24 protein-coding genes and 3 tRNA genes are annotated in these 23,709 nt (G+C 34.2%); 14 read left to right on the top strand and 13 right to left on the bottom strand.

Translation table 11 applies throughout. From position 1 onward, the window contains the following. Positions 1–17: 17 nt before the first annotated feature. A complete protein-coding gene (locus J7574_RS17935) occupies positions 18–524 on the bottom strand; it encodes a lipocalin family protein (RefSeq protein WP_290971743.1) in 507 nt (168 codons plus the stop codon). 204 nt (positions 525–728) lie between these two features. Between J7574_RS17935 and htpG the strand changes: the two genes are divergently transcribed. The 5 genes from htpG to J7574_RS17910 all read left to right on the top strand — a co-directional run bounded on the left by htpG (position 729) and on the right by J7574_RS17910 (position 7,594). Beyond that, a complete protein-coding gene (gene htpG, locus J7574_RS17930) occupies positions 729–2,612 on the top strand; it encodes a molecular chaperone HtpG (RefSeq protein ID WP_290971740.1) in 1,884 nt (627 codons plus the stop codon). A 170-nt stretch (positions 2,613–2,782) separates the two neighbouring features. Beyond that, positions 2,783–4,048, top strand: a complete 1,266-nt coding sequence (locus tag J7574_RS17925) for a patatin-like phospholipase family protein (RefSeq protein WP_290971736.1) — start codon at positions 2,783–2,785, stop codon at positions 4,046–4,048. 148 nt (positions 4,049–4,196) lie between these two features. Further along, entirely contained in the window at positions 4,197–5,024 is an 828-nt protein-coding gene (locus J7574_RS17920; protein WP_290971733.1) for a hypothetical protein, read from the top strand. A gap of 132 nt (positions 5,025–5,156) precedes the next feature. Beyond that, entirely contained in the window at positions 5,157–5,921 is a 765-nt protein-coding gene (locus J7574_RS17915; RefSeq protein WP_290971730.1) for a DUF4369 domain-containing protein, read from the top strand. A gap of 416 nt (positions 5,922–6,337) precedes the next feature. Then, a complete protein-coding gene (locus J7574_RS17910; RefSeq protein WP_160782773.1) occupies positions 6,338–7,594 on the top strand; it encodes a hydroxymethylglutaryl-CoA reductase in 1,257 nt (418 codons plus the stop codon). Positions 7,595–7,951: 357 nt separating this feature from the next. Here J7574_RS17910 and J7574_RS17905 read toward each other — a convergent pair. From J7574_RS17905 to idi, 8 genes are all read right to left on the bottom strand, one after another. Beyond that, positions 7,952–8,025 (bottom strand) — tRNA-Thr (locus tag J7574_RS17905). A gap of 112 nt (positions 8,026–8,137) precedes the next feature. Beyond that, positions 8,138–8,211, bottom strand: a tRNA-Thr gene (locus J7574_RS17900). A gap of 112 nt (positions 8,212–8,323) precedes the next feature. After that, positions 8,324–8,397 (bottom strand) — tRNA-Thr (locus J7574_RS17895). Positions 8,398–8,473: 76 nt separating this feature from the next. After that, on the bottom strand, positions 8,474–8,740 hold the full coding sequence (locus tag J7574_RS17890; protein WP_111364281.1) for a hypothetical protein: 267 nt from the start codon (positions 8,738–8,740) through the stop codon (positions 8,474–8,476). Between the two features lie 56 nt (positions 8,741–8,796). After that, positions 8,797–9,765 (bottom strand): type I phosphomannose isomerase catalytic subunit, encoded by a 969-nt coding sequence (locus J7574_RS17885; RefSeq protein ID WP_290971721.1) that lies wholly within the window; start codon positions 9,763–9,765, stop codon positions 8,797–8,799. Positions 9,766–9,822: 57 nt separating this feature from the next. Further along, positions 9,823–10,281 carry a peroxiredoxin gene (locus J7574_RS17880; RefSeq protein ID WP_290971718.1) on the bottom strand — a complete coding sequence of 153 codons (459 nt, stop codon included), beginning with the start codon at positions 10,279–10,281 and terminating at the stop codon, positions 9,823–9,825. A gap of 3 nt (positions 10,282–10,284) precedes the next feature. Next, positions 10,285–10,695 (bottom strand): 6-carboxytetrahydropterin synthase, encoded by a 411-nt coding sequence (locus J7574_RS17875; protein ID WP_248728184.1) that lies wholly within the window; start codon positions 10,693–10,695, stop codon positions 10,285–10,287. 20 nt (positions 10,696–10,715) lie between these two features. Continuing rightward, positions 10,716–11,243, bottom strand: a complete 528-nt coding sequence (idi, locus tag J7574_RS17870) for an isopentenyl-diphosphate Delta-isomerase (RefSeq protein ID WP_129749010.1) — start codon at positions 11,241–11,243, stop codon at positions 10,716–10,718. 293 nt (positions 11,244–11,536) lie between these two features. On the opposite strand from idi, the gene msrB reads away from it, so the two are divergent. The 5 genes from msrB (at position 11,537) to J7574_RS17845 (ending at position 15,253) form a co-directional block, all read left to right on the top strand. After that, positions 11,537–12,091 (top strand): peptide-methionine (R)-S-oxide reductase MsrB, encoded by a 555-nt coding sequence (gene msrB / locus J7574_RS17865; protein ID WP_290971711.1) that lies wholly within the window; start codon positions 11,537–11,539, stop codon positions 12,089–12,091. 7 nt (positions 12,092–12,098) lie between these two features. Then, complete coding sequence (msrA, locus tag J7574_RS17860) at positions 12,099–12,704, top strand: peptide-methionine (S)-S-oxide reductase MsrA (RefSeq protein WP_290971708.1); 606 nt, start codon at positions 12,099–12,101, stop codon at positions 12,702–12,704. 383 nt (positions 12,705–13,087) lie between these two features. After that, positions 13,088–13,540: a carboxymuconolactone decarboxylase family protein gene (locus tag J7574_RS17855; protein ID WP_290971705.1), complete on the top strand. Its 453-nt coding sequence runs from the start codon at positions 13,088–13,090 to the stop codon at positions 13,538–13,540. An 81-nt stretch (positions 13,541–13,621) separates the two neighbouring features. Further along, positions 13,622–13,957, top strand: a complete 336-nt coding sequence (locus J7574_RS17850; protein WP_111364290.1) for a YciI family protein — start codon at positions 13,622–13,624, stop codon at positions 13,955–13,957. 63 nt (positions 13,958–14,020) lie between these two features. Continuing rightward, on the top strand, positions 14,021–15,253 hold the full coding sequence (locus tag J7574_RS17845) for a DUF6596 domain-containing protein (RefSeq protein ID WP_290971698.1): 1,233 nt from the start codon (positions 14,021–14,023) through the stop codon (positions 15,251–15,253). A 112-nt stretch (positions 15,254–15,365) separates the two neighbouring features. Here J7574_RS17845 and J7574_RS17840 read toward each other — a convergent pair whose 3' ends face one another. Continuing rightward, positions 15,366–15,803 carry an META domain-containing protein gene (locus J7574_RS17840; protein WP_290971695.1) on the bottom strand — a complete coding sequence of 146 codons (438 nt, stop codon included), beginning with the start codon at positions 15,801–15,803 and terminating at the stop codon, positions 15,366–15,368. Between the two features lie 261 nt (positions 15,804–16,064). On the opposite strand from J7574_RS17840, the gene J7574_RS17835 reads away from it, so the two are divergent. From J7574_RS17835 to J7574_RS17825, 3 genes are all read left to right on the top strand, one after another. Further along, on the top strand, positions 16,065–17,465 hold the full coding sequence (locus J7574_RS17835) for an aminopeptidase P N-terminal domain-containing protein (protein ID WP_290971692.1): 1,401 nt from the start codon (positions 16,065–16,067) through the stop codon (positions 17,463–17,465). A gap of 543 nt (positions 17,466–18,008) precedes the next feature. Then, entirely contained in the window at positions 18,009–18,392 is a 384-nt protein-coding gene (locus J7574_RS17830) for a cupin domain-containing protein (RefSeq protein WP_290971690.1), read from the top strand. A 133-nt stretch (positions 18,393–18,525) separates the two neighbouring features. Beyond that, positions 18,526–19,485 carry a quinone oxidoreductase gene (locus tag J7574_RS17825; RefSeq protein WP_290971687.1) on the top strand — a complete coding sequence of 320 codons (960 nt, stop codon included), beginning with the start codon at positions 18,526–18,528 and terminating at the stop codon, positions 19,483–19,485. Between the two features lie 111 nt (positions 19,486–19,596). Here J7574_RS17825 and J7574_RS17820 read toward each other — a convergent pair whose 3' ends face one another. The 3 genes from J7574_RS17820 to J7574_RS17810 form a co-directional block, all read right to left on the bottom strand. Beyond that, entirely contained in the window at positions 19,597–20,682 is a 1,086-nt protein-coding gene (locus J7574_RS17820) for a hypothetical protein (RefSeq protein WP_290971685.1), read from the bottom strand. 22 nt (positions 20,683–20,704) lie between these two features. Continuing rightward, positions 20,705–21,406, bottom strand: coding sequence for an SMI1/KNR4 family protein (locus J7574_RS17815; RefSeq protein WP_290971682.1), 702 nt, complete (start codon positions 21,404–21,406; stop codon positions 20,705–20,707). Positions 21,407–21,480: 74 nt separating this feature from the next. Further along, positions 21,481–23,040 carry an NAD(P)/FAD-dependent oxidoreductase gene (locus tag J7574_RS17810; RefSeq protein WP_290971680.1) on the bottom strand — a complete coding sequence of 520 codons (1,560 nt, stop codon included), beginning with the start codon at positions 23,038–23,040 and terminating at the stop codon, positions 21,481–21,483. A 396-nt stretch (positions 23,041–23,436) separates the two neighbouring features. On the opposite strand from J7574_RS17810, the gene J7574_RS17805 reads away from it, so the two are divergent. Then, positions 23,437–23,676 (top strand): hypothetical protein, encoded by a 240-nt coding sequence (locus J7574_RS17805; RefSeq protein ID WP_290971677.1) that lies wholly within the window; start codon positions 23,437–23,439, stop codon positions 23,674–23,676. Positions 23,677–23,709: the final 33 nt, after the last annotated feature.

The following is a 23,709-nucleotide window of genomic DNA, read 5'->3' as shown; positions in this document are numbered from 1 at the left end:
TCTATATCTTTAAATAATTAATTAGCTCTTTGGAATTGGTAAACTACATCTTTTACCTGACCCCCAACGTTGATGTTATCAATTAACTGAAACGAGCTTTCAGTTACGCCAGCAACTTTAAGCAAATAACCATCTCTTACTTTTTTTGCTTTTTCTCCTGCGTTAAGAATTTTTAACACAAACAAACCTTGGCTATTGATACTCCATACAATTGGCGAAGAAAATCCAGTACAACTTGGAGAAGTTAAAGCCATATTTCCTTTATTATTATTTGAAATAAAGCTCCAAGTACTTCCAATAAAACATTTAGAATCGGCTAAATCAAATGAATTTACTTTGATGTAATCCGACCCCGGATAAGACACATTGGTAAGCACCCAATTTCCTTTTAACGCTACTTGAGTCGATTTGTCAAGTTTTGTTGAAAGCGTTGTTGCTTCAGATGATGAAGCTGTTGTTGACGAAGCTGATTTGCATGCAAAAAACATAGCGGCAATCAAGCATATAAAAATACTCTTCTTCATTTTGTACAATTTTTTTAGATTAATAACTTGCCTTTTTAACAATTATTGTACCACAAATATACGATTCATTAAGATATTTTTCGTTTTAGAATCTATTTATTTTCTTTCAAAATTAACATTTCCGACATTTTGTCACCCAAAAAACAATTGGTATTCTATTTGAATGAATGAAAATCATCAAATTAAATCAAAAAATTAAAAAATATGGCAACAGGTAAAATTAATGTTTCGGTAGAAAACATTTTTCCATTAATTAAAAAGTTCTTGTACAGTGACCACGAAATTTTCTTGCGTGAGCTTGTTTCTAACGGTACTGATGCTACTTTAAAATTAAAACATCTAATTAGCATTGGTGAAGCTAAAGTAGAATACGGAAACCCAATTATTGAAGTTAAAGTGGACAAAGAAGGCAAAAAAATCCACATTATCGATCAAGGTTTGGGTATGACGGCTGATGAAGTTGAAAAATACATCAATCAGGTAGCTTTTTCTGGTGCTGAGGAATTTTTGGACAAATACAAAGATTCTGCAAAAGATTCTGGAATCATCGGACATTTTGGTCTTGGTTTCTACTCTGCATTTATGGTAGCTGAAAAAGTTGAAATTATTACAAAATCGTACAAAGATGAGCCTGCAGCACATTGGACATGCGACGGAAGTCCTGAGTTTACTTTAGAGCCTGCTGACAAAACTTCACGCGGAACTGAAATTATTCTTCACATTGCAGAAGATTCTCTTGAGTTCTTAGAAGATTCTAAAATTGCTGGCTTATTAAACAAATACAACAAATTCATGCCTATTCCGATTAAATTCGGAACAAGAACTGAAACACTTCCTAAACCAGAAGATGCTCCAGAAGATTATGTAAATGAAACTGTTGAAACTGACAATATCATTAACAATCCAAATCCAGCTTGGACAAAACAGCCTTCTGAATTATCTGATGAGGATTACAAAAACTTCTACAGAGAATTGTATCCAATGCAATTTGAAGAGCCGTTATTCAACATTCATTTAAATGTAGATTATCCGTTTAACTTAACTGGTATTTTGTATTTCCCTAAATTGGGTACAGACATGCAGATCCAGAAAGATAAAATTCAGTTGTACCAAAACCAAGTTTACGTTACTGACAACGTAGAAGGAATTGTTCCTGAATTCTTAACTATGCTAAAAGGAGTGATCGATTCGCCAGATATTCCGTTAAACGTTTCTCGTTCTGGTTTACAGGCTGACGGAGCGGTTAAGAAAATTTCAAACTACATTACTCGTAAAGTAGCTGATAAATTAAAAGCTTTATTTAACGAAAACCGTGCTGATTTTGAAGCAAAATGGAACGATATCAAAATCGTTTTAGAATACGGAATGCTTTCTGAAGAGAAATTCTACGAAAAAGCAGGTGCATTTGTTTTATACCCAACGGTAGACGACACGTACTTTACTTTAGACGAATTAAAAGAAAAACTAAAAGAAAACCAGACGGATAAAGATGGTAAATTGGTAGTTCTTTATGCCGGAAACAAAGATGCTCAACACTCTTATATTCAAGCTGCAAAAGATAAAGGATACGAAGTATTGCTTTTAGATTCTCCGATTATTTCACACTTAATTCAGAAAATTGAAAACGATAACAGCGGATTAACTTTTGTACGTGTTGACTCTGATCACATTGACAACTTAATCAAAAAAGAAGAAAATGCTATTTCTAAGTTATCTGATGACGAAAAAGCAGCCCTTAAAACTTCTTTAGAAGCTTATATTCCAAAAGCGTATAGCGTTCAATTGGAAGCGATGGATTCTCAAGCAGCTCCTTTCATTATCACGCAGCCAGAATTTATGCGTAGAATGAAGGAAATGAGCCAAACTGGTGGCGGAGGAATGTTCGGAATGGGTAATATGCCAGAAATGTACAATTTGGTTGTAAATACCAATTCTGATTTGGCTTCAAGCATTTTAAATACAGAAGACAAAACGCACCAAGAACACTTAGTTAAACAAGCTTTAGATTTAGCTAAATTATCTCAAAACCTATTAAAAGGTGAAGCGCTTACTGCGTTTGTTAAGAGAAGTTTCGAAATGATTAAATAATTCATTTCAAAATAAATATTTAGAAATCCTGCAAATTAAGTTTGCAGGATTTTTTTTGTCCTAAAAATTACCCTTCAAAAAAGGGCTAATCTCCCCTTTTCTCGCAAAACATGATTCTATAACTTTAAAAACCAATAAATTACAAAAACAAATCTAAAATTCTAGAAATCATGGATAAAAAGAAATTTACCGAAAATGGAGCAGTTCTAGCAATTATAAAAGATTTAAAAGAACAGATTAAAGACAAAAAATACTCTGACATTATAGACAATAATAATTGCCAGTATGTTGATCTCGTACAAGAAGGAGGCGGCGTTCTCGGAATCGCTCTAGTCGGTTATGTATATGTTTTAGAAAAAATGGGAATTCGTTTTTTAAGCCTGGCAGGAACCTCAGCAGGAAGCATTAACACAATGCTTATGGCAGCTGCAGGAACTTGCGATATGGAAAAGTCAGAATGGATTCTAGATTGTTTATGCAATAAAAACTTATATGATTTTGTTGATGGCGATCATGACGCACGTGAATTTATCGATGCCTTATTAAGTGATGCTGGAAATTTGAAATTAATAATGAAAGGCTGTCAGGTGGTGGATAACTTTAAAGATGATTTGGGATTAAATCCGGGAAACAATTTTCATCAATGGATGACCAATCTGCTTTCGCAAAAAGGAATAAAAAATTATGCCGATTTGAAAGCATTAAGAGCAAAAGGAGTCTCAGACGAAAACAAATTATATCGAATAAATCTACCAAATCAAGGAGACAAAGCAGAATATACAAGAGTAGATCATTGGAGTCAAATGGCAATAATTACGGCAGATATTACCACAGAAAGCAAAATCATATTTCCGAAAATGATTGATTTATTTTATTCTAATCCAGATGTACAGAATCCAGCCGATTTTGTGCGCGCTTCGATGTCGATTCCGTTATTTTTCACCCCTTTTAAAATAAAAAATATCCCAAGCGGAATTGAGGCTTGGAATAAATGGAATGATGCAACATGCCTCCGAACATCAGTGCCATCTGAAGTTATGTTTATGGATGGCGGTATTATTTCCAATTTTCCAATCGATATTTTTCACGAAAACCTTAATGTGCCTGCTTCTCCAACTTTCGGAATTAAACTGGGTTATGATAAAAACGAAATTAACAAGAATGAAAAATTCTCCAACCTAATAAGCTCGATGTTCGACACTGCCCGATACGGTTATGACTCTGAATTTTTGCAAAAGAATCCAGATTTTAAAAACCTAATCGGATATATTGATACTGGAAGCCATAACTGGTTAAACTTCAACCTTACCGACGATGCAAAAATCGACCTTTTTATAAGAGGCGCTCAAAATGCAGCCGATTTTCTAAATCGTTTCAATTGGGAAGAATACAAAAAAATTAGAAAGGCAAAAAGCGATTATTACAAATCTGTTTAAAGTTATTTCTAAAATTACTTATGATAATTTTTTCTTCTAAAAAGCGTTATTGATCCTGTAAATTAACCATTACAGGATTTTTTAATTGTAATTCGTTTTTTTATTACATTTGATTGCCTTATTAATCTAATCCAAAACAAATACCACTATGAAAAAAACTATCGTTTTATTAACAACTCTTTGTGCAACAGCACTTATTTATGTTTCTTGTTCAAGCGACAATCACGATGAAACAGCATCAACAAATCTAACCAGCATTGGAGCTTCAGTTGCAGTAGACACTTCAAACGAAATGGATCTTAACACTGGTCTTTCAATTGGCACCAACACCTCAACTACTGGAAAAACTGCCGAAACCGCTCCTGGAGTTTGCGCAACAATTACAGTTACAACAAATGCAGGAAATTATCCTAAAGTTTTTTTAGCTGATTTCGGAACAACTGGGTGCCAAGACGGAAACCTTACAAGAAAAGGAAAACTAAAAATAACGCTTTCTGGACCAATCACTGAAACTGGAAGCAAAATGACCATTGAAAGAATTGATTATTCTATAAGCGGAATCAAATTAGAAGGAACTATTGAATATGTCAATACTACAACTACTCCTACCGTACCACAATGGACTAGAAAAGTTACTAATGGTAAATTGACAGATTTACAAGGAGCTGTTTACACCAATTCTGGAACTTATACTACCAAACAAACTGCAGGTGTAGATACGCCTTTAGTTCTATCTGACAATGTTTACGAAATTACAGAAGGCACACATACCGTAACATCGTCAAATGGCGTAACACTTACTTTGACTGTACAACAATCCTTAATTAAAAAATATTCTTGTTTATTTATCTCTAAAGGACAATTAAAAGTACAAGGAGGCATTTTAAACGGCGTTATCGATTACGGAAACAATGACTGTGACGCACTTTATACTTATACTCACGAAAACGGGACTTCATTCAATTTATCAATGTAACACCTTTTTCTACACTGCTTTAAAATCCCAATTTAGAAATAGATTGGGATTTATTTTTTTTCTAAAAATAAAACGCCTGTCTCTTTACATTTAAACTATTTTCTTTATTTTGCACCAAAATCTCAAAAACCAATGAAAAAAACATTAATTGCTTTTGTTACACTTGCAGTATTAGCATCTTGCAGCAAAAAAGAAACAGCTGCTGACAACCTACACATCACAGGAAACATTAAAGGGTTAAAAACCGGAACTTTATATATCCAAAGAATTGTTGACACTTCTCTTGTTGCCATTGACAGCATTAAAATTGACGGAAATTCGGCTTTTGAAAGAGACATTAAATTAGAATCTCCAGAAATGCTATACCTATATTTAGATCGAGGCGTAACAAACTCTTTAGACAATAATATTTTATTCTTTGCCGAACCAGGAAATATTAATATTGACACCAATTTAGACAACTTCATCGCTGGCGCAAAAATCACTGGATCTAAAAATCAGGAATTATACGAAGAATATCAAAAAATAAACTCTCGTTTTAGAGATGAAAACCTTTCAATGGTAGAATCAAAATTTAAAGCGCTAAAAAGAAAAGATCAAAAAGCAATTGACAGTATTGATGCAAAACAACAGTCAAACATCAAAAGAAAATATCTATACGCTACAAACTTTGCCATCAACAATAAAGACCACGAGGTAGCGCCTTACATTGCTTTAGCAGAGATTTACGACATCAACTTAAAGTTTCTTGATACGATTCAAAAATCGATGACTCCAAAAGTTGCCCAATCGCTTTATGGAAAGAAACTGACAAAATATGTAGCTGATATTAAAAAAGAAGAACAAAAAACTCCAGCCGCTAACACTGAAGCTGCAGCAACCGAAACACAAAAGTAATTCGTTGTATAACAACAAAAATGCCCTGAATTTTTCAGGGCATTTTTTGTTTATCAAATACAGTAGGTTTACTTACTTTAAAATTCAAAATGCAATTCTTGAGGCAATTCAAAATCAATGACTCCAAAAAAAACATCGCCTACAAAAAAACGCACTGCCGAAATTATAAAAATGACAGACACAACACCTTAATAAAATAAAAATCAACAAGTTACACACTAAAATTAACACTTTTTGATCTTCTCAAAAATCCTGTTTTTTAAAAGAACAGGATTTTTTTATGCCTTTTTTTTTGGCATCCATTTTTATTATCATAAATAATTGACAATCAAATAATTAAAAGTTAAATTGTCAGAATTTACATAAATATAAATTTAATTTGTAATAACTTAGCTTCAAATTAAAAAACTACATTTATGGAAAATTTAACCAGCAACATCAGTCGACCTAAGTATGATTACATAGATTCGTCCGTTTTTCACAAATTAGAATCTTATAATCCAAAACACTCTCAAGCAGAAAAAATTCCTGATCAAGATCCTTATACATTAAATGGTCAAAAATTGCGTCTCAATTTTATTCGCAGCCAATTAAATTTAGATTTAGATTTTCTGTCTGGAGAAAAAGTTTTCACCAACAATGAAAGCTTAAAAGGCAATATCGAAAATTACATCGGAATGAGCCAGATTCCTACCGGAATTATTGGCCCATTGGTAATAAACGGAAGCGTTGCCCAAGGACCTTTCTATGTTCCTCTCGCTACAACCGAAGGCGCATTGCTTGCCTCTTACAATAGAGGCGCAAAAGCCTGTAGAGAATCTGGACCAATAACTGTAATTACGCTTCAAGAAGGCGTACAAAGAACCCCAACTTTTAAATTTAAAACCGTAATCGAATTAGGCAAATTTGTCTCATGGGTTTTAGACCATACCGAAACCTTTTCTATACTAACACGACAAAGCAGCAATTACGCTATTTTAAATGATATCGGCATCAACATAGAAGGAAATATTCTGATCTTAAAATTTGAATTTTCTACTGGTGATGCGTCAGGACAAAATATGGTTACTATTTGCTCAGATAGAATATGTCAGTACATTATAGAAAACTGCCCCATAAAACCTGTGTTTTGGACTATTGAAGGTAATTTTTCTGGAGATAAAAAAATAAGCCCCTTGAACACTCGAGTTCGCGGAAAAAAACTTACTGCAGAAATCGAAATAAAAAAAGAGGTCGTTAAATCGGTTTTAAAGACCACTCCGGAGTTATTGTTCGAACAATGGAAAGCATGTGTTACAGGAGCCCAAAAAGCAGGCGTAGTAGGCAGCGGAATGCATCCATCGAATGCGCTTGCTGCTTTATTTATTGCTTGCGGACAAGATGTAGCCTGTACGGGTGAAGCTGCTCTTTCATTTACCAGAATGGAAATTACAGAAGACGGTGATATTTATTATGCCATCACAATGCCCAACATGATCGTGGGGACTGTTGGCGGAGGAACGTCTTTTCCAACCCAAAGAGAATGTCTTGAGCTTTTAGGCTGTTACGGAGTAGGAAAGAGCGGTAAATTTGCCGAAATAGCAATTGCATTATGTCTAACAGGCGAACTCTCTATTTTGGCAGCAATGTCTTCAGGACAATTTACATCAGCACACCAAAAATGGGGAAGATAATTTTTTTAAATTCCAATTATTTAAAATCCAAATTCCAATTCTTAACACGAACTGGAATTTGGAATTTTTATTACCTCTCAAACCTTTGTCAAAGTTTTAAACTTTGACAAAGGTTTGAGTTTAGAACTTGCAGCCCAGCGATAGCTAACGGCGAAGCAATTTGGAATTTGGAATTTTAGATTTGGAATTTTAGATTTGGAATTTGTACCCGAGCGATAGCGAGTGGGCGAAAAAAATTGGAATTTGGAATTTTAAATATTGGAATTTCTCAAGATTTGGAATTTGGAATTTCAAAAATTGGAATTTATTTATTTTTGGAACAAAAAAAAAACCACCACATTTCTGTGATGGTTTTTGAGCCGATAGAGGGACTCGAACCCACGACCTGCTGATTACAAATCAGCTGCTCTAGCCAGCTGAGCTACATCGGCCTATTTTGCGAGTGCAAAGATAGAAATGTTTTTTAATAATCCAAAAAAAATTTCGCACCTCTCTCTATAATTAAAAAAACCACCACATTTCTGTGATGGTTTCCGTTTTTTGAGCCGATAGAGGGACTCGAACCCACGACCTGCTGATTACAAATCAGCTGCTCTAGCCAGCTGAGCTACATCGGCCTATTTTGCGAGTGCAAAGATAGAAATGTTTTTTAATAATCCAAAAAAAATTTCGCACCTCTCTCTATAATTAAAAAAACCACCACATTTCTGTGATGGTTTCCGTTTTTTGAGCCGATAGAGGGACTCGAACCCACGACCTGCTGATTACAAATCAGCTGCTCTAGCCAGCTGAGCTACATCGGCGTCATTACGGGTGCAAATATAAAGCGGTTTTTCGTTTTCCCAAAATAAATTTGCACTTTTTTACACTTTTTTTTGCTTATAATGCGTTGATTTTTTCAATCAATTGATTAGCAGCTTGTTCTAATTCAACATTAATTTGCTTGAAGTGTGCTTTTTTATTTTCAACGTTCTTTGCGTTCACTTTTGTAATCAAAGTATCGAATGCAGCAATAGCTTCATCGACCAAAGCATTCGTTTCTGGAGTAGGATTTCCTGTTGTTGACATCTCAAACAAGTAAACTGCCTCAATAATATCTCCTAATACGAAGTTGATGTCTTTCTTTAAATTCTTAACGTTTGCCATTTTCTTTTTATTTTAATTTGCGTTTGCAAAAATACATATAATCTTTAAATTTAATGCTAAGAAATGTAAATTTCTAAAATTGAAGCTTTTCCGTTCAAATTAAATGCATTTATTGCAGCTGGAACCAAAACAGTGTCTCCTTTTTTATAAGCTTGTTTGAATCCGTTATACTCAATTTCAAAATCTCCTTCGATACACATATAAACTGTAAAAGTTTCTCCTGTTTTAGCAACTTCTAATTTATCTTCTAACGGAAGAAAATTAGTTGTAAAATAAGGACAGTCTACAACCGTATTTGAAGTATTTGTTTTTGTCTCGTATTTTTTCTGGGTATCAACTTTATTATAGTTAATGGCATCCAATGCAAGATCTACGTGCAATTCTCTTTTGTTTCCTTGCGCATCAACACGATCAAAATCATATAATCTATAGGTAATATCAGAAGTTTGTTGAATTTCTGCAACTACCAATCCCGCGCCAATTGCATGAACTGTTCCTGTTTCTAAGAAGAAAACATCTCCCGATTTTGCTTTCACATCATCTAGAATAGAAACTAGAGTATTATCATGCAAATGTTTTAAATATTCTTCTTTACTAGAATCTTCTTTAAACCCTACAATAATTCTAGCGTCTTGATCTGCTTGCATTACGTACCACATTTCAGTCTTTCCGAATGAGTTGTGACGTTCTTTTGCTAATTTATCATTTGGGTGAACCTGAATCGAAAGATCTTCTCTCGCATCTAAGTATTTAAAAAGTAGCGGAAATTGTTTCCCGAATCTTTCGTAAACTTTAGTTCCTAAAATAGCATCTGGTGTTTCGTCAATCAAATCCATTAACGATTTTCCTTTTAAAACGCCATTTGCAACCACACTTACATCGCCTGGTACAGTAGACAATTCCCAGCTTTCGCCAGTAATTTTAGAAACGATTGGTTTGTTTAGAATTGTTTTCAGTTTTTCTCCTCCCCAGATTCTTTCTTTTAAAATCGGTTCAAATTGCAAAGGGTATAAGTTTTGGCTCATGTTTTTTAGGCTAATATATTTGTTTAATTAATTCTTGTTTGATACTATTTTGATCATTTATAATACTAATTCTTGTACGATTTCTAAGGCTTTCGGTATATGTTTGGCCGCATTGGCGCTGTCAAATATCGAAATCAGCAAACCATTTCTATCTATTATATAGGTAACGCGTCCTGGCAGAAGTCCGAACAGATTATTACGCACCCCAAAAAGTTTTCTTAATCTCTTATCTTGATCTGAAAGCAAAATAAAAGGTAATTTATGTTTAGCAGCAAATTTATGATGTGACTTTACACTATCGCTGCTAATACCAATTACCTCAGCTCCCAAATCTTTAAAATCTTGATATTGATCCCGAAAGGTGCACGCTTCGGTTGTACAGCCAGGTGTATTATCTTTTGGGTAAAAATAAATTACCAGTGGCTTTCTTCCTAAAACGCTTTGGCTTTCAAAAAGTTCTCCATTGTTGTCTTTCGCAGTAAAATTCGGAACTATATCTCCTATTTTCAATGACATTTTTTATTCTCCTTTATAAGTTACAAAATTTCGTTCCGTCTCGTTCAATACCACTTCCAGATCGAAGTCGGTATGAATACGTTGTCTAATTTTATTCCATATCACAACTGCAATATTTTCTGCAGTTGGATTTAAATCTGCAAATTCTGGAACGTCCAGATTGAGATTCTTGTGATCAAACGGAATTTCTACTTCTTCTCGTATAATATCCGCTAATACTTTCACATCTAAAACAAAACCAGTTTCGGGGTCAATTTTTCCTGTAACACTTACTGTTAAACCATAATTATGACCATGAAAGTTCGGGTTGTTGCATTTTCCAAAAACAGCATCGTTTTTTTCAAATGACCAATCCTTTCGATGCAGTCGATGTGCAGCATTAAAATGCGCTTTTCTTGATATGGTTACTCTCATTTATGCTTCTGGTTAGTTGGCTATAATTTATGGTCTTCGAGATAATGATCAAATTCATCAAAAATTATCTTAAACCATACGGTATAAATTTCGGGCTGTTTTTCAATATCTGCTTTCACATCTTCAATACTCATCCATTTCCAGTCTTCTACTTCGTCTGGGTTTATGTTTGGTTCTTCATTATAATAACCAATCATAACATGGTCTAGCTCATGCTCTGTCAAACCATTATCAAAAGGTGCTTTATAGATAAAATGAAATAGTTCTTTCAATTCAGCCTTAAACCCCATTTCTTCAAACAATCTTCGGCTTCCTGCTTCGATATTGCTCTCGCCTTCTCTCTGGTGACTACAGCAAGTATTGGTCCACAGTAAAGGCGAATGGTATTTATGATGAGCACGCTGCTGGAGCATAATTTCGTTTTTACTATTTAAAATAAAAACCGAAAAGGCACGGTGCAAAAGCGCTTTTTCATGTGCTTCTAATTTTGGCATTAAGCCAATCTGTTCATCGTTTTGATTAACTAGTATTACGTTTTCTTCTGTCATAAGGCTTCTTAAGCAAACAAAAATACGAAAAAAGAAATGGCTTAAAAATGCTAATTAAAATTGTCAAAAGCTCGGCACACAACCTAATTTCTATTTTTCTGATTTACAACCCAATAATTATGCTAAAATTTAAAAGCTGTTAAAATTAAGACATAAAAACTACATTGTCTCATTTTACGTAACTAATAAAAAGTTAAAACACACTTAAAAAAATCTCAATAATAACTCTGCCTGTAATTTGAAGCTAAATCTCGACGTATCTTTGAAATACAGATTAAAGCATCCAAGAACTTATGAAATCTAAAAACCTAATTTTCAGCCTTTGTTTTTTACTGCCGCTTTTTATTTTACAAGCCTGCGGACAAAACAATAAAAAACAATCTGCCAAAACTGCTGTTATGGAAAATAAAATCAGTAAACCCGGAAATCCTTATTATTCCAACACCGACACAACTAAACTAAATGTCAGCAATGCCGAATGGAAAAAGGTTTTACCCGAAGATGTTTATGCTGTAATGCGTGAGGCAGACACCGAAAGACCTTTTACCGGAAAATACTGGAATACTGACGAAAAAGGAACGTATTACTGCGCCTCTTGCGGCAATTTCCTTTTTAGATCTACTGCAAAGTTCTCCAGCAGCTGTGGGTGGCCAAGTTTCTTTGAACAGGAAAATAAAAAAAGCATCGTTTTTAAAGAAGATAATTCGCTAGGAATGGAAAGAACGGAAGCGCTTTGCGGACGTTGCGGCGGACATTTAGGCCATATTTTTGATGATGGTCCTCCTCCTACAGGAAAACGCTATTGCATGAATTCGATTGCTCTTGATTTTATTCCAGATCACAAATAATATACAAATGAAAAATATACTTTTAATATGTCTTTTGGCACTTTCGCTACATGGCATTTCTCAAAATAAAAAATCTAATCTCGAAACCATTACGCTTGGCGGAGGATGCTACTGGTGTGTAGAAGCCGTTTACGAAAATCTGGATGGAGTAAAATCTGTGGTTTCAGGATTTTCAGGCGGAAATGTTGCCAACCCAACTTACGAAGAAGTTTGCACGGGAGAAACAGGTCACGCAGAAGTAGTTCAAATTACATACGATAAAACGGTTACTGACATTAACGAAATCTTCAAAGTGTTTTTTACCGTTCATGATCCAACGACCTTAAACCGTCAGGGAGCTGATGTTGGAACGCAATATCGCTCTGTTATTTTTTATAGAAATGAAGAACAGAAAAAAGCGGCTCAAAGCATTATTGCAGAATTAAACAAAGCTAAAGTTTACAACAGTCCGATTGTGACCAAAGTCGAACCATTTAAAGCTTTCTATAAAGCCGAAGATTATCATCAAAATTATTATGCCAACAACAAAAATCAGCCGTATTGCAAAATGGTGATTCAGCCTAAACTAGAAAAATTTGAAAAGGTTTTTAAAGATAAATTGAAAAAGAAATAAATAGTAATAATTGAATATTGTAAGCTTCGGAGAAGCGAAATATTTATAGCAACAATATTTTTTTACCATACAAAGCTCCAGAGGAGCGACATATATTAGAATTTAAAAAATATGTCGCTCCTCTGGAGCTTTTTCTATTTGTCTTATTGAAATTCTATAAATATTTTACCCCGCTGGGGTTTGCCAATAGGACAATTTTACAAATATTCTATCAACCAAAGAAGGCTGTCTTCAAAAAGATGGCTTTTTTTTTATTTCATAAACCCTTATAAACACTGGCGTTTTCTTCTAATTTGAAAAATATTTTAATTTTTTTTCCATTTTTTGTCCAATTCTGAAAGTTCGATTGTTATTAGGGTATAAACAATTAAAAAATATACATCATGGAAACTAGATTAAATTTATTCGAACAAGGTCAAAAAGCAATCAGTACATTATTTGGAATCAGTGGCTATTTGAAAAAAGGAACAATCGAACCATCTCTTATGGAATTAATAAATTTCAGAGTATCTCAAATCAACAACTGCGGTTATTGTTTAGACATGCACTCAAAAGAAGCTTTAGCAGCTGGAGAAACACCACAGCGTTTATTTGGATTAAGCGTGTGGAAAGAAACTCCTTATTATACAAAAAGAGAAAGAGTTGCTCTTGCTCTGGCAGAAGCCGTAAATGCTTGCGATGTTCCAGACGAAATTTATGAAATTGCAAAAGCTGAATTTACACAACAAGAACTAATAGATCTTACGCTTGCAGTTGCCGCAATTAATGCTTGGAATCGTCTTAATATTACTTTTGCTAATACTCCAGGAACTTATCGAGTTGGACAATTTGGATAAATCGCAATTGATTTTATTTTGTAAAAACAATTAACTTTATACCACTCCAAGTAAAATTATTCAATTATAAAACATTAAAAAATGAATGAGTTTTTATTGATTTTCAGAAGAGATTTTAAAACAAAAGAAGCACAGCCTTCTCCAGAAGAATACCAACAGCACCTGCAGCAATGGCAAAACTGGTTTGGCAGCCTCGCCGCTCAAGATAAACTGGCGAGACCTTTACAGCGTTGGGACGGACAAGGAAAACTAGTCAATTCTAAAGGAGTTACAGATGGTCCATTTGTTGAAATTAAAGAATCAATCGGCGGCTTAATAATCATTAAAGCCAAAGATTATGATGAAGCTGCCGAAATCGCACAAGGATGTCCGGTTCTAAATTTTGGCGGTAATGTCGAAATTAGAATGGGCGTTTAAATAATAAACCAACTGAAATAAAAATGCCTTTGTATCTTTATGAAGGCATTTTTCTCTTAAAATATGGAGCACAAAGAACTTTTACCTAATTTATTCAGAACCGAATATCAAAAAATCGTTTCAGTTCTCTGCAGCTTATTTGGAATTCAGCATATCGAAATTGCCGAAGATATTGTAAGCGACACTTTTTTGGCCGCTTCAGAAACTTGGGCAATTAAAGGGATTCCAGAAAACCCAACTGCTTGGCTGTATACTGCAGCGAAAAACAAAACCAAAAACTACTTGAAAAGAAACAACATTTTTGACACCAAAATAGTTGCCGAAATAAAACATAATACACCTTTAAACAATTCTGAAATCGATATTGATTTATCTGATCAGAATATTGCCGATAGTCAGCTTGCGATGATATTTACGGTTTGCAATCCGTGCAATTCTGAAGAAGCTCAAATCGCCCTTGCTTTAAATTTATTGTGCGGTTTTGGAATAAATGAGATTTCGGATGCTTTTTTATCTAATAAAGAAGTCATTTATAAAAGAATTAATCGTGCCAAAGAAAAACTCAAAGAAGAGAATATCAAAATCCAAAATCCGAGCAATTCTGAAATAAAAGACCGAATACAAACCGTTCTTAAAACCATTTACCTGCTTTATTCTGAAGGCTACTACTCTATTTCGCAAAATACCACTTTACGAAGAGATCTTTGCACAGAAGCCATGCGTCTTACTTATTTATTAATTCAAAACGAAAGCACCAATCTGCCTCAGACTAATGCTTTGATGGCCTTAATGTGTTTTCATTCTTCAAGATTTGATGCCCGAACGGGTTTAAACGGCGAAATTATTTTATATGAAGATCAAGATCAGTCGCTTTGGAATCAAGAATTAATAGACCGAGGAACTTATTTTTTAAGCCAATCCTCAACTGGAAATATACTTTCAAAATATCATCTTGAAGCTGGAATTGCCTATTGGCACACCATCAAAAAAGAAACCATCGAGAAATGGGATAACATTTTAGAGCTTTACAACAACCTGATCATTTTAGAATATTCTTCCATTGTGGCTTTAAACAGAACGTATGCACTATCTAAAGTAAAAGGCAAGCAAGAAGCAATCAAAGAAGCCGAAAAACTGAATTTAACCGATAATCATTTTTATTATTCTCTGCTCGGGAATCTATACTCTGAAATTGATTCCAAAAAAGCCTTACAACATTTTGAAACGGCTCTTCGTTTAGCCAAAACTGCTGCCGACAAAAACATCATCAGTAAAAATATCGAACTGTTAAATTAAATAGCTGCTTCAGCATAAAAAACAAAAAGGGGAAATGACTATTCATTTCCCCTTTTGTTATGAGTACACTTTGTCAAAGTTTAAAACTTTGACAAAGTTGAACTAGCTTACATTATTGTTTTGCTACTTTTTTAAATCGCATCATTGCGACATCGCCTTCATTCAAAATCAACTTTCCATCTGTATCGATGCTATAGCTTGTAATTTTTGACATTTGTTTTACAAACTGCTGTTCTCCTCCACCTTCACAAAACATCATTGTTGTTGGACCAGGTTCTCCAAAAGTCAACTTTTTACCACTCAAAGTATAGGGTGCGCTGTAACCATTGCATCCATTATTTCCAAAAACTTTTGTCTCTTTCTGATCAAAGGTAATTTGTGGTTTTTTATTCGGATATAATCCCTCAAAAGCAATTCTTGGTCCCGAAATGTATTCTAATTCCCAAGTGGTGCCAAATAGATCGCCAGCGCTTTTATCTGTTTTTGATGCCGAGCATGATGCAAATAATAACGTTAAAACGGAAAGGACTGCAAATGTGTATTTTTTCATAAAAATGTATTTTAAAGATTTATAATTTGTTTTTTGAAGATTAAAATCACTCTCTAAAAATTCTTTACTCAATATTCATGCCCAGTTAGCGGTTTTTTAAAATTTAGATTTTAGTAAAAATCATTATTTTCTTTATCTAAGTTACTGCATTTTATTTAAAGTTTTATCTTTCAATATTTTAATTTCAATTCAATCGCTTTATTTTTTTTGTAATTTGCATCAATCAAAAAGCCAAAAAATCATCAATAAAAAACCCGAAAAATGAAAAAATTTCTATTTTTTGCCCTTGCATTGACCGCAACCTTTGTTCATTCGCAAGAAAACCTACCAACAGATTATCTCAGAAAAGAATTTCATAAAGGACGACGCGAGGCTTTTAGGGCTTTAATGCCTGCAAACTCGGTTGCCGTTGTTTTTTCTTATCCAGAAAAAGTTTTTTCAAAAGACATTAATTACAATTACCACGCAAATCCCGACATGTATTATTTAGCAGGATACAAAGAACCAGATGCTATTTTATTGCTTTTTAAAGAACCGCAAGGAGCAGAAAAATATAACGAAGTTCTTTTTGTAAGAGAAAGAAACGCAGCTCGCGAAACTTGGACAGGAAGACGCTTAGGAATTGAAGGCGCTAAATCGAAATTAGGTTTTACAACTGCTTATAATGGAAAAGATTTTAATGCATTTGATATTGATTTTTCAAAATTTGAAAAAGTCATTTACGACAAATTTCCAACAGATGTTGCCGAAAGCAATAATCCGGATAACTTATATGCTTTATTGAAATCGTTTAAATCAAAAGCTGGAATTACAACAGCAAATGAAGCTTCCACAACTTTATTTGACAAAATAACCAATTCTCTTCGCGAAATAAAAACCCCAGAAGAACTCGTTCTGATGCGTAAAACGGTAAAACTTTCTTGCGTTGCTCACAATGAAGTGATGAAAGCAGTTGGACCTGATATGAGCGAAAATGAAGCTGACGGAATTCATGCTTACGTTCACAGACATTATGGTGCAGAGGACGAAGGCTATCCTCCAATTGTTGGAGCTGGAGCAAACGGATGTATTTTGCACTATGGAGATAATAATGCTACAAAAATCGACAATCAGTTACTGCTGATGGATGTTGGTTCTGAATACCACGGTTATTCTGCAGACGTTACAAGAACAGTTCCTGCAAACGGGAAATTTACTGAAGAGCAGAAAGCGATTTATCAAATCGTTTATGAGGCGCAGGAAGAAGTTTTTAAAATCTGTAAGGAAGGAACTCCTATTCAGGATTTAAACAAAAAAGCAAAAGAAGTCATAACTGCTGGATTGCTCAAACTAGGAATTATTACCGATCCTAAAGATTCCAGAATTTATTATCCGCATGGCTGTTCGCATTTTCTTGGTTTAGATGTTCACGACAAAGGAAATTACATGGGAACTTTAAAAGAAAACATGATTCTTACAGTTGAACCTGGAATTTACATTCCGCCAAACAGTAAATGCGATAAAAAGTGGTGGAATATTGGCGTTCGTATCGAAGATGATATTTTAATGCTAAAAGATTCATACGAAAACCTTTCGGCAGATTCTCCTAGAAAATGGCAGGACATCGAAGCTTTAGCCAAACAAAAAAGCACTTTTAACGATATGAAATTGCCGAAAATATAAAACCTTAAAAGTTTTAAAAGCACCCTAAAAATAAAATCTAAAACAGTTATAAAACCATTGGTAATTACAAGTATTTACTAATGGTTTTATTATGTAATTTCATGAATATTCGGATTAACACAAATACAAATAATTAAAAACAAATGCGCTTCAAACAATAACAGGTCTAATAATTTAATTTTAAAACATTTCACATCTCTTTTTTTTGTAAATTAGATGTCCCAAAATAGACGCTATTTATCGCACTTCAATTTCCCAAACTAGTGAAGATAAGCCGAAAAAAACGACGGATTCAAGCAGGCTTCATGGGAATCTTCAGTACCTAAATCCAGGGACCTCATCTGCAAAATGAAATCCAATTTTTCTAGTTAAATATCCTAACCGTAATTTTTCGAGTCAGGAAATCTGCCTCTTAGCACTAATTAAAAAAATGCGCTACAAGAGAACTCTGTCTTTTCCATAAAACGCAACTATGACAAAGTTCTCAAAAAGAACACGCAATAAACAATTCTGGAAAAATTTAACCAATAAAAAAGAAATGAAATGAAAACAATTAAAAACAACTTAATGCCTCTATTCATACTATTACTTTTGATGTTAAGTATGAATATCTATGCACAAGACCCATTAAAAGCAGCGCCTAACGCGTATAAAAAAGTAATTCTTGAGAATGAAAGGGTAAGAATAATGCAAGTTGAGATTACTCCGGGAGAAACAATTCCATGGCATCATCATCCTGACCACACCATCTATGCATTGGCTGATGGAAAAATTGAAATAACCGATAAAGGCAAAGCGCCCGTTACTATCGATATTAAAGCCGGAGATGCCATGTACATACCTGCTGTTACACATATGGCAAAAAATATAGGGGATACAACTGTGAATTTGATTGTAACAGAAATAAAACCTACAACTAAAAAATAAACCATTATTAGGTATCTCAACCTTTTAATTTAACTCAAAGTAACAACCTCAAGTTGTTACTTTTTTTTTGAGGTTATCTTTAAAGTGGAGCCAATATATTTTCCGTTCTTTGTAAACATTAAAAAAACTAAAAATGAAAGCACTTACCTTTTCTTCTTTTGGAGAATCAGATGTTTTAGAATATATAGAAATCCCTAATCCACAATTAAAAAACGATGAGATTTTAGTTGAGATGAAAGCCATTGGACTAAATTTTGCCGATGTTTACCGACGTAAAGGGAATTATCACTTAAAAGGAAATCCGCCTTTTATTGCCGGTTATGAAGGCGCAGGAATTGTGGTTGATTCCAATAGTCATCCAGAATTTAAAATTGGGGATCGCGTGGCTTTTGCAGATGCTCCGTTTGCCAATGCAGAACTGGTTGCCGTAAATGTCAATCACATTATTCCGTTGTCTGAAAGCATTTCTTTTGAAACCGCAGCTTCTGTTTTATTGCAAGGTTTAACAGCTCATTATTTGGCCACCGACAGCCATAAAACTGCAAAAGGAGAAACTGTTTTAATACATGCAGTCGCTGGTGGTGTTGGACAAATACTAACACAAATTAGCAAACTTTTGGGAGCAACTGTTATTGGTTTAACCTCATCTTCTGAAAAAGCAAAAATCGGATTTGAACAAGGCGCTGATCATGTTTTTCTTTATAATGACGATTGGAAATCGCAAGTTTTTAAAATTCTTCCAAATGGTATTGATGTTGTTTACGATAGTATCGGAAGCACTTTAAAAGAAAGTTTTGAAGTCACTAAAGAATGCGGTCAAGTCGTTTTCTTCGGAATGGCGGGTGGCGATCCTGAACCGGTAGATCCAAGAATGTTAATGGATGGCTCTAAAACTTTGACTGGTGGAGATTTGTGGAGTTATTTAAACTCTAAAGAAGAAAGAATTAAAAGAGCAACTCAATTGTTCAGCTGGATCACTGAAGGAAAAATCAAACTTTCTGAACCAACATCATTCAAATTATCAGAAGGAAAACTGGCACATGATTTCTTGGAAAGCAGAAAAAGCACCGGAAAAATTATTTTGATCCCATAGTTTTTTTCGCCACGACTCGAGCGATAGCGAACAGGCGGAGCAATTCACAAATTTTATTTTTAAAATCTATGCGTAAAGTTTTTAAATAAATTCGTGAATTCGTGGCAAATATTACAATTGATCAATTTCAATTTTAGTAATTTCTGATAATTCTAAAATTCTGTCTACATCTTCTTTATTGGCAACAAAAAACAAATAATTATCGCCATTTGTATTGTAGCTCATTAATTCAAAGCCTCGTTTTTCTAAAGCTGTTTGTATGTACGGAAACAAGTCATGGCTATAGGTTTCTTCGGGATATTCGAAATTCAAATCTTCACCAATCATTTCAGAAATAAAATATTCTGCATCTTCAGGATCGAATTTCCAGTCGCTGTTCCAAGCATCAATACTTTCGAAAAAATCAAAATGGCCAAAAACAATGGCGTGATATTCAGTACTTCCTTTTTGGTAATTTTCGAGAAGAATTTTCGATTGCTTTTTGAGTTCTTCCTCTTCAATATTGCCTCGAGTAACCAATTTTACAAATTCTTCAAAAGTTTCTAAAGTAGCTTCTTCCGTTTCTACTAAATTTTCAGACGAAGGAAGTTCTACCGTTTCAGGAATTTCTATATCCAAATACTGGCAGATGCCTTGCAAAACCAATTTAAAATCTTTTATTCCTATTGCTTGGCTTTCATTCTTTGGATTGTCTATATCTAAAAGCTCGCTTTCTAATAATCCTTGCGTGTAGTCGAAGAAATGTCTTCCGGAGTACAATATTTTAAAATCGTTTGTTTCTAAACTATTAGTACAGCAAAAAAAGATGACAAAGTTTTTTACAGAACGCTTAAAGAACTTCTTCTCCTCTGAAGTCGGTTCTGAATAAAACTGAATGTGAATAAAATCATATTCTAATCCTTCCTGAATCGCATCATCAGAAAGAGCGGCAATATCCATTTTTTTATAAAGCTCATTTAAAACTTCATAAGGATTGTTAAAACCTGCTTTCTTTATTTCTGCATTTCCTTCTTCATGATCCAGAGAGGTTGGAAAGTTATATAAATTAACAATAACATCTTCCTGAATTCCTTTTACTTTAAATTCAAGATTATACTGCTCACTATATAGATAGGAGTAAATAGAATTTATGATATCAAAAGAAATTATGGATTTCGGATCACTATTGCGCCCAAACAAGTTAGAGAAAAAGTTCATAGAGAATATTTTGCATTAAAAACTAATCGTTTGAATATTTAAAACTTTGATTCATTTTATCGAAAGGAATTACTTCGTTGACAATAGATTCTAACTCATAATCTGTTAACAAACCTCTAGCCGACTCTACAATTTTTGGTGAAACGTTTATTTCATAATCGATGAGTTCTCGTTTTAGAATCTCTTCAAGAATGGCATTTTGACGATCGGTCAAATATTTTTTGTGCGATTTAAAAACCAATTCGATATCGTCTCTAAATTCTTGGTCGCTGAGTTCGTTGTAAGTATCTTGTTTCGACATATCGATCAATAAAACTTTGAAGATAAAATCCTGTAGATTTTTTGCCAGATAATTCACTTCATTCATGTCGTGCCAAACGTAGACAATTGGCACATCTCCATTATTTTCTTCGTTTAAGAAAAAACAATAATGATCGCCACTGCCGCTTTTGGCAAACGGAATAAACTTAAATTCTGGATTAATGTTACGATAATCTTCTGGGTCTTGAAGTTCTTCTATTTCTTCGGCAACAGATTTTAAATTCAGCGATTCAAAATCATACGAATGCAAAAGTAAAGGCGGATTGTCTTTTAAAGTAGGATAAACATCTGTATACCAATTTGGACCATATTCTCCAACATCCAACATACCATCGGCATCTAGTTGTTTGTATAAGAAAGGGTATTCAAATCCGTATTTTTTTTCGATTTCTTGTATGGTCATCTTTGGGGGAATATTCTATTAAAATCAGAATACTAAGATAACAATCTTTACTAGACCAAAAAACCTGAAGTCAATTATTTCAAGGATTCCGCAATCATTAAGGCACATTTTTCACCATCGATTGCTGCAGAAATAATTCCGCCAGCGTAACCTGCACCTTCCCCGCAAGGGTATAATCCTTTGATTTGCAAATGCTCTAAGGTCATAGGATCTCTCGGAATTCTTACTGGTGATGAAGTTCTGCTTTCTGGCGCATGTAAAATGGCTCCGTTAGTTAAATAACCACGCATTGATTTTCCAAAATCTTGAAAACCTTGACGCATAATCTGAGTCAAAAATCCTGGAAAAACCTGTCCCAATTCAACCGAAGTAGTTCCAGGAACATAAGAAGTTTTCGGAATATCTGCTGAAACTTTGCTTTTGGTAAAATCTATCATTCTTTGAGCCGGAACTTTTTGAGTCTCTCCCGCCAAATGCCAAGCTTTTTGTTCGATGCTTTTTTGAAATTCCATTCCAGCCAAAGCGCCAAATTTTGCAAAAGGTTTAAAATCTTCCAATTTCAATTCGACCACAATTCCAGAATTTGCCGTTGACTGATCTCGTTTAGATGGCGACCAGCCGTTTGTAACCACTTCACCCGGACTTGTCGCACATGGCGCGATTACACCACCCGGACACATACAAAACGAATACATTCCTCGGCCGTTAACTTGTTTTACAATTGAATATGGTGCTGGCGGTAAATGCTCTCCACGGAAATCACAGCTGTACTGAATACTATCTATTAATTCCTGCGAATGTTCTGCACGAACTCCTAAAGCAAAAGGTTTTGCTTCTATTAAAATTTTCTTTTTGTCTAATAATTCAAAAATATCACGTGCTGAATGTCCTGTTGCCAAGATTAATTTATTGGCATGAATTTTATCTCCGTTCTGAGTTACAATTCCTTCAACTTCATTATTCTTTACCAGAATATCGCTCACTCGAGTTTCGAACAAAACTTGACCTCCAAATTCTCTAATTTTATTTCGAATATCTTCAATAATTTTAGGCAATTTATTGGTTCCAATATGCGGATGTGCTTCTACCAAAATATCTTCTGAAGCTCCAAAAGCTACTAAAAGTTCTAAAATTCGAGTTACATCGCCACGTTTTTTAGAACGCGTGTACAACTTTCCGTCAGAGTACGTTCCTGCTCCACCTTCGCCAAAACAATAATTCGAATCTTCGTTTACAATATGTTCGCGGTTGATTGCTTTTAAATCACGACGACGTCCTCGGACATCTTTTCCCCGTTCCAATACGATTGGCTTTAAACCTAATTCAATCAATTGTAAAGCGGCAAAAAGTCCCGCTGGGCCTGCTCCAACCACAATTACTTCTTGTGCATCGGAAACATCTTTATATATAGGAAGCTCGATTTTAGTTTCTTGAAAAGGTTCGCCTTTCAAATAAATAAGAACTTTCAAATTGATTTTAATCGCTTTCTGACGCGCGTCTATAGAGCGTTTTAAAATCGAAACATGCTGGATTTCTTGAGCAGAAACTTTGATTTGCTTAGACAAATGGTCTTTTAGCAATGATTCGTTTGCAGCAATTTCTGGTGTAACTTGAAGTAAAAGTTCTTTAGGCATTTTTGTGTTTTTATTCTATTAGCTTTTCTTTCTATGAAAAGAACATGCAAAAGTACTATTTTGAAATGAGATTTTATATTTCCTGCAAAATTTGCACACAGATTGGCGCAAAGTATATCGTAGAGGCGCACTGCAGGTGCGCCTCTACAGAAGATATGAAACAAAATCTCAAAGTTTTTTCTCTCGCAGATTTTGGAGATTTCGGGGATTTTTTTAGCATAAAGCATATTAGAGACGCCCTGCAATGTGTTTAATATATTGCGAAACACATTGCGTAGACGCACTGCAGTGCGCCTCTACAGAAAAAACTTAGAACCTTAGTATCTTAGAATCTCAGAACCTTTAAGAAAGACTTTGTACCTTTGTCTCTCTGTCACTTTGAAACTTTAAAAAAAAATGTCTAGAAAAATAAAATTGATTTGGGATTTCCGCGGACCAGCTTCAGCTAAAACAGCTGAGCATCACGAAATTCATTTAAAAGAATATATAGCAATCGAAAAATTGCCTTTAAATATTACCGGATTCAAAATCATAGACGAAATGTACGCCATCGCTTTTATGGTTGTAACCGACGAAAATATGATTCAAGTAAGAGATGCTTTGAAACCGCATCGTGGGGAAATTTATGCTGAATAAAATTCCAATATTTTAAATTCCAAATTCCAAAAC

This window comes from Flavobacterium sp. (assembly GCF_017744675.1).
Lineage (GTDB): Bacteria > Bacteroidota > Bacteroidia > Flavobacteriales > Flavobacteriaceae > Flavobacterium.
Note: the sequence above shows the minus strand (reverse complement) of the source record. Positions and strands in the feature narration are given on the sequence as shown.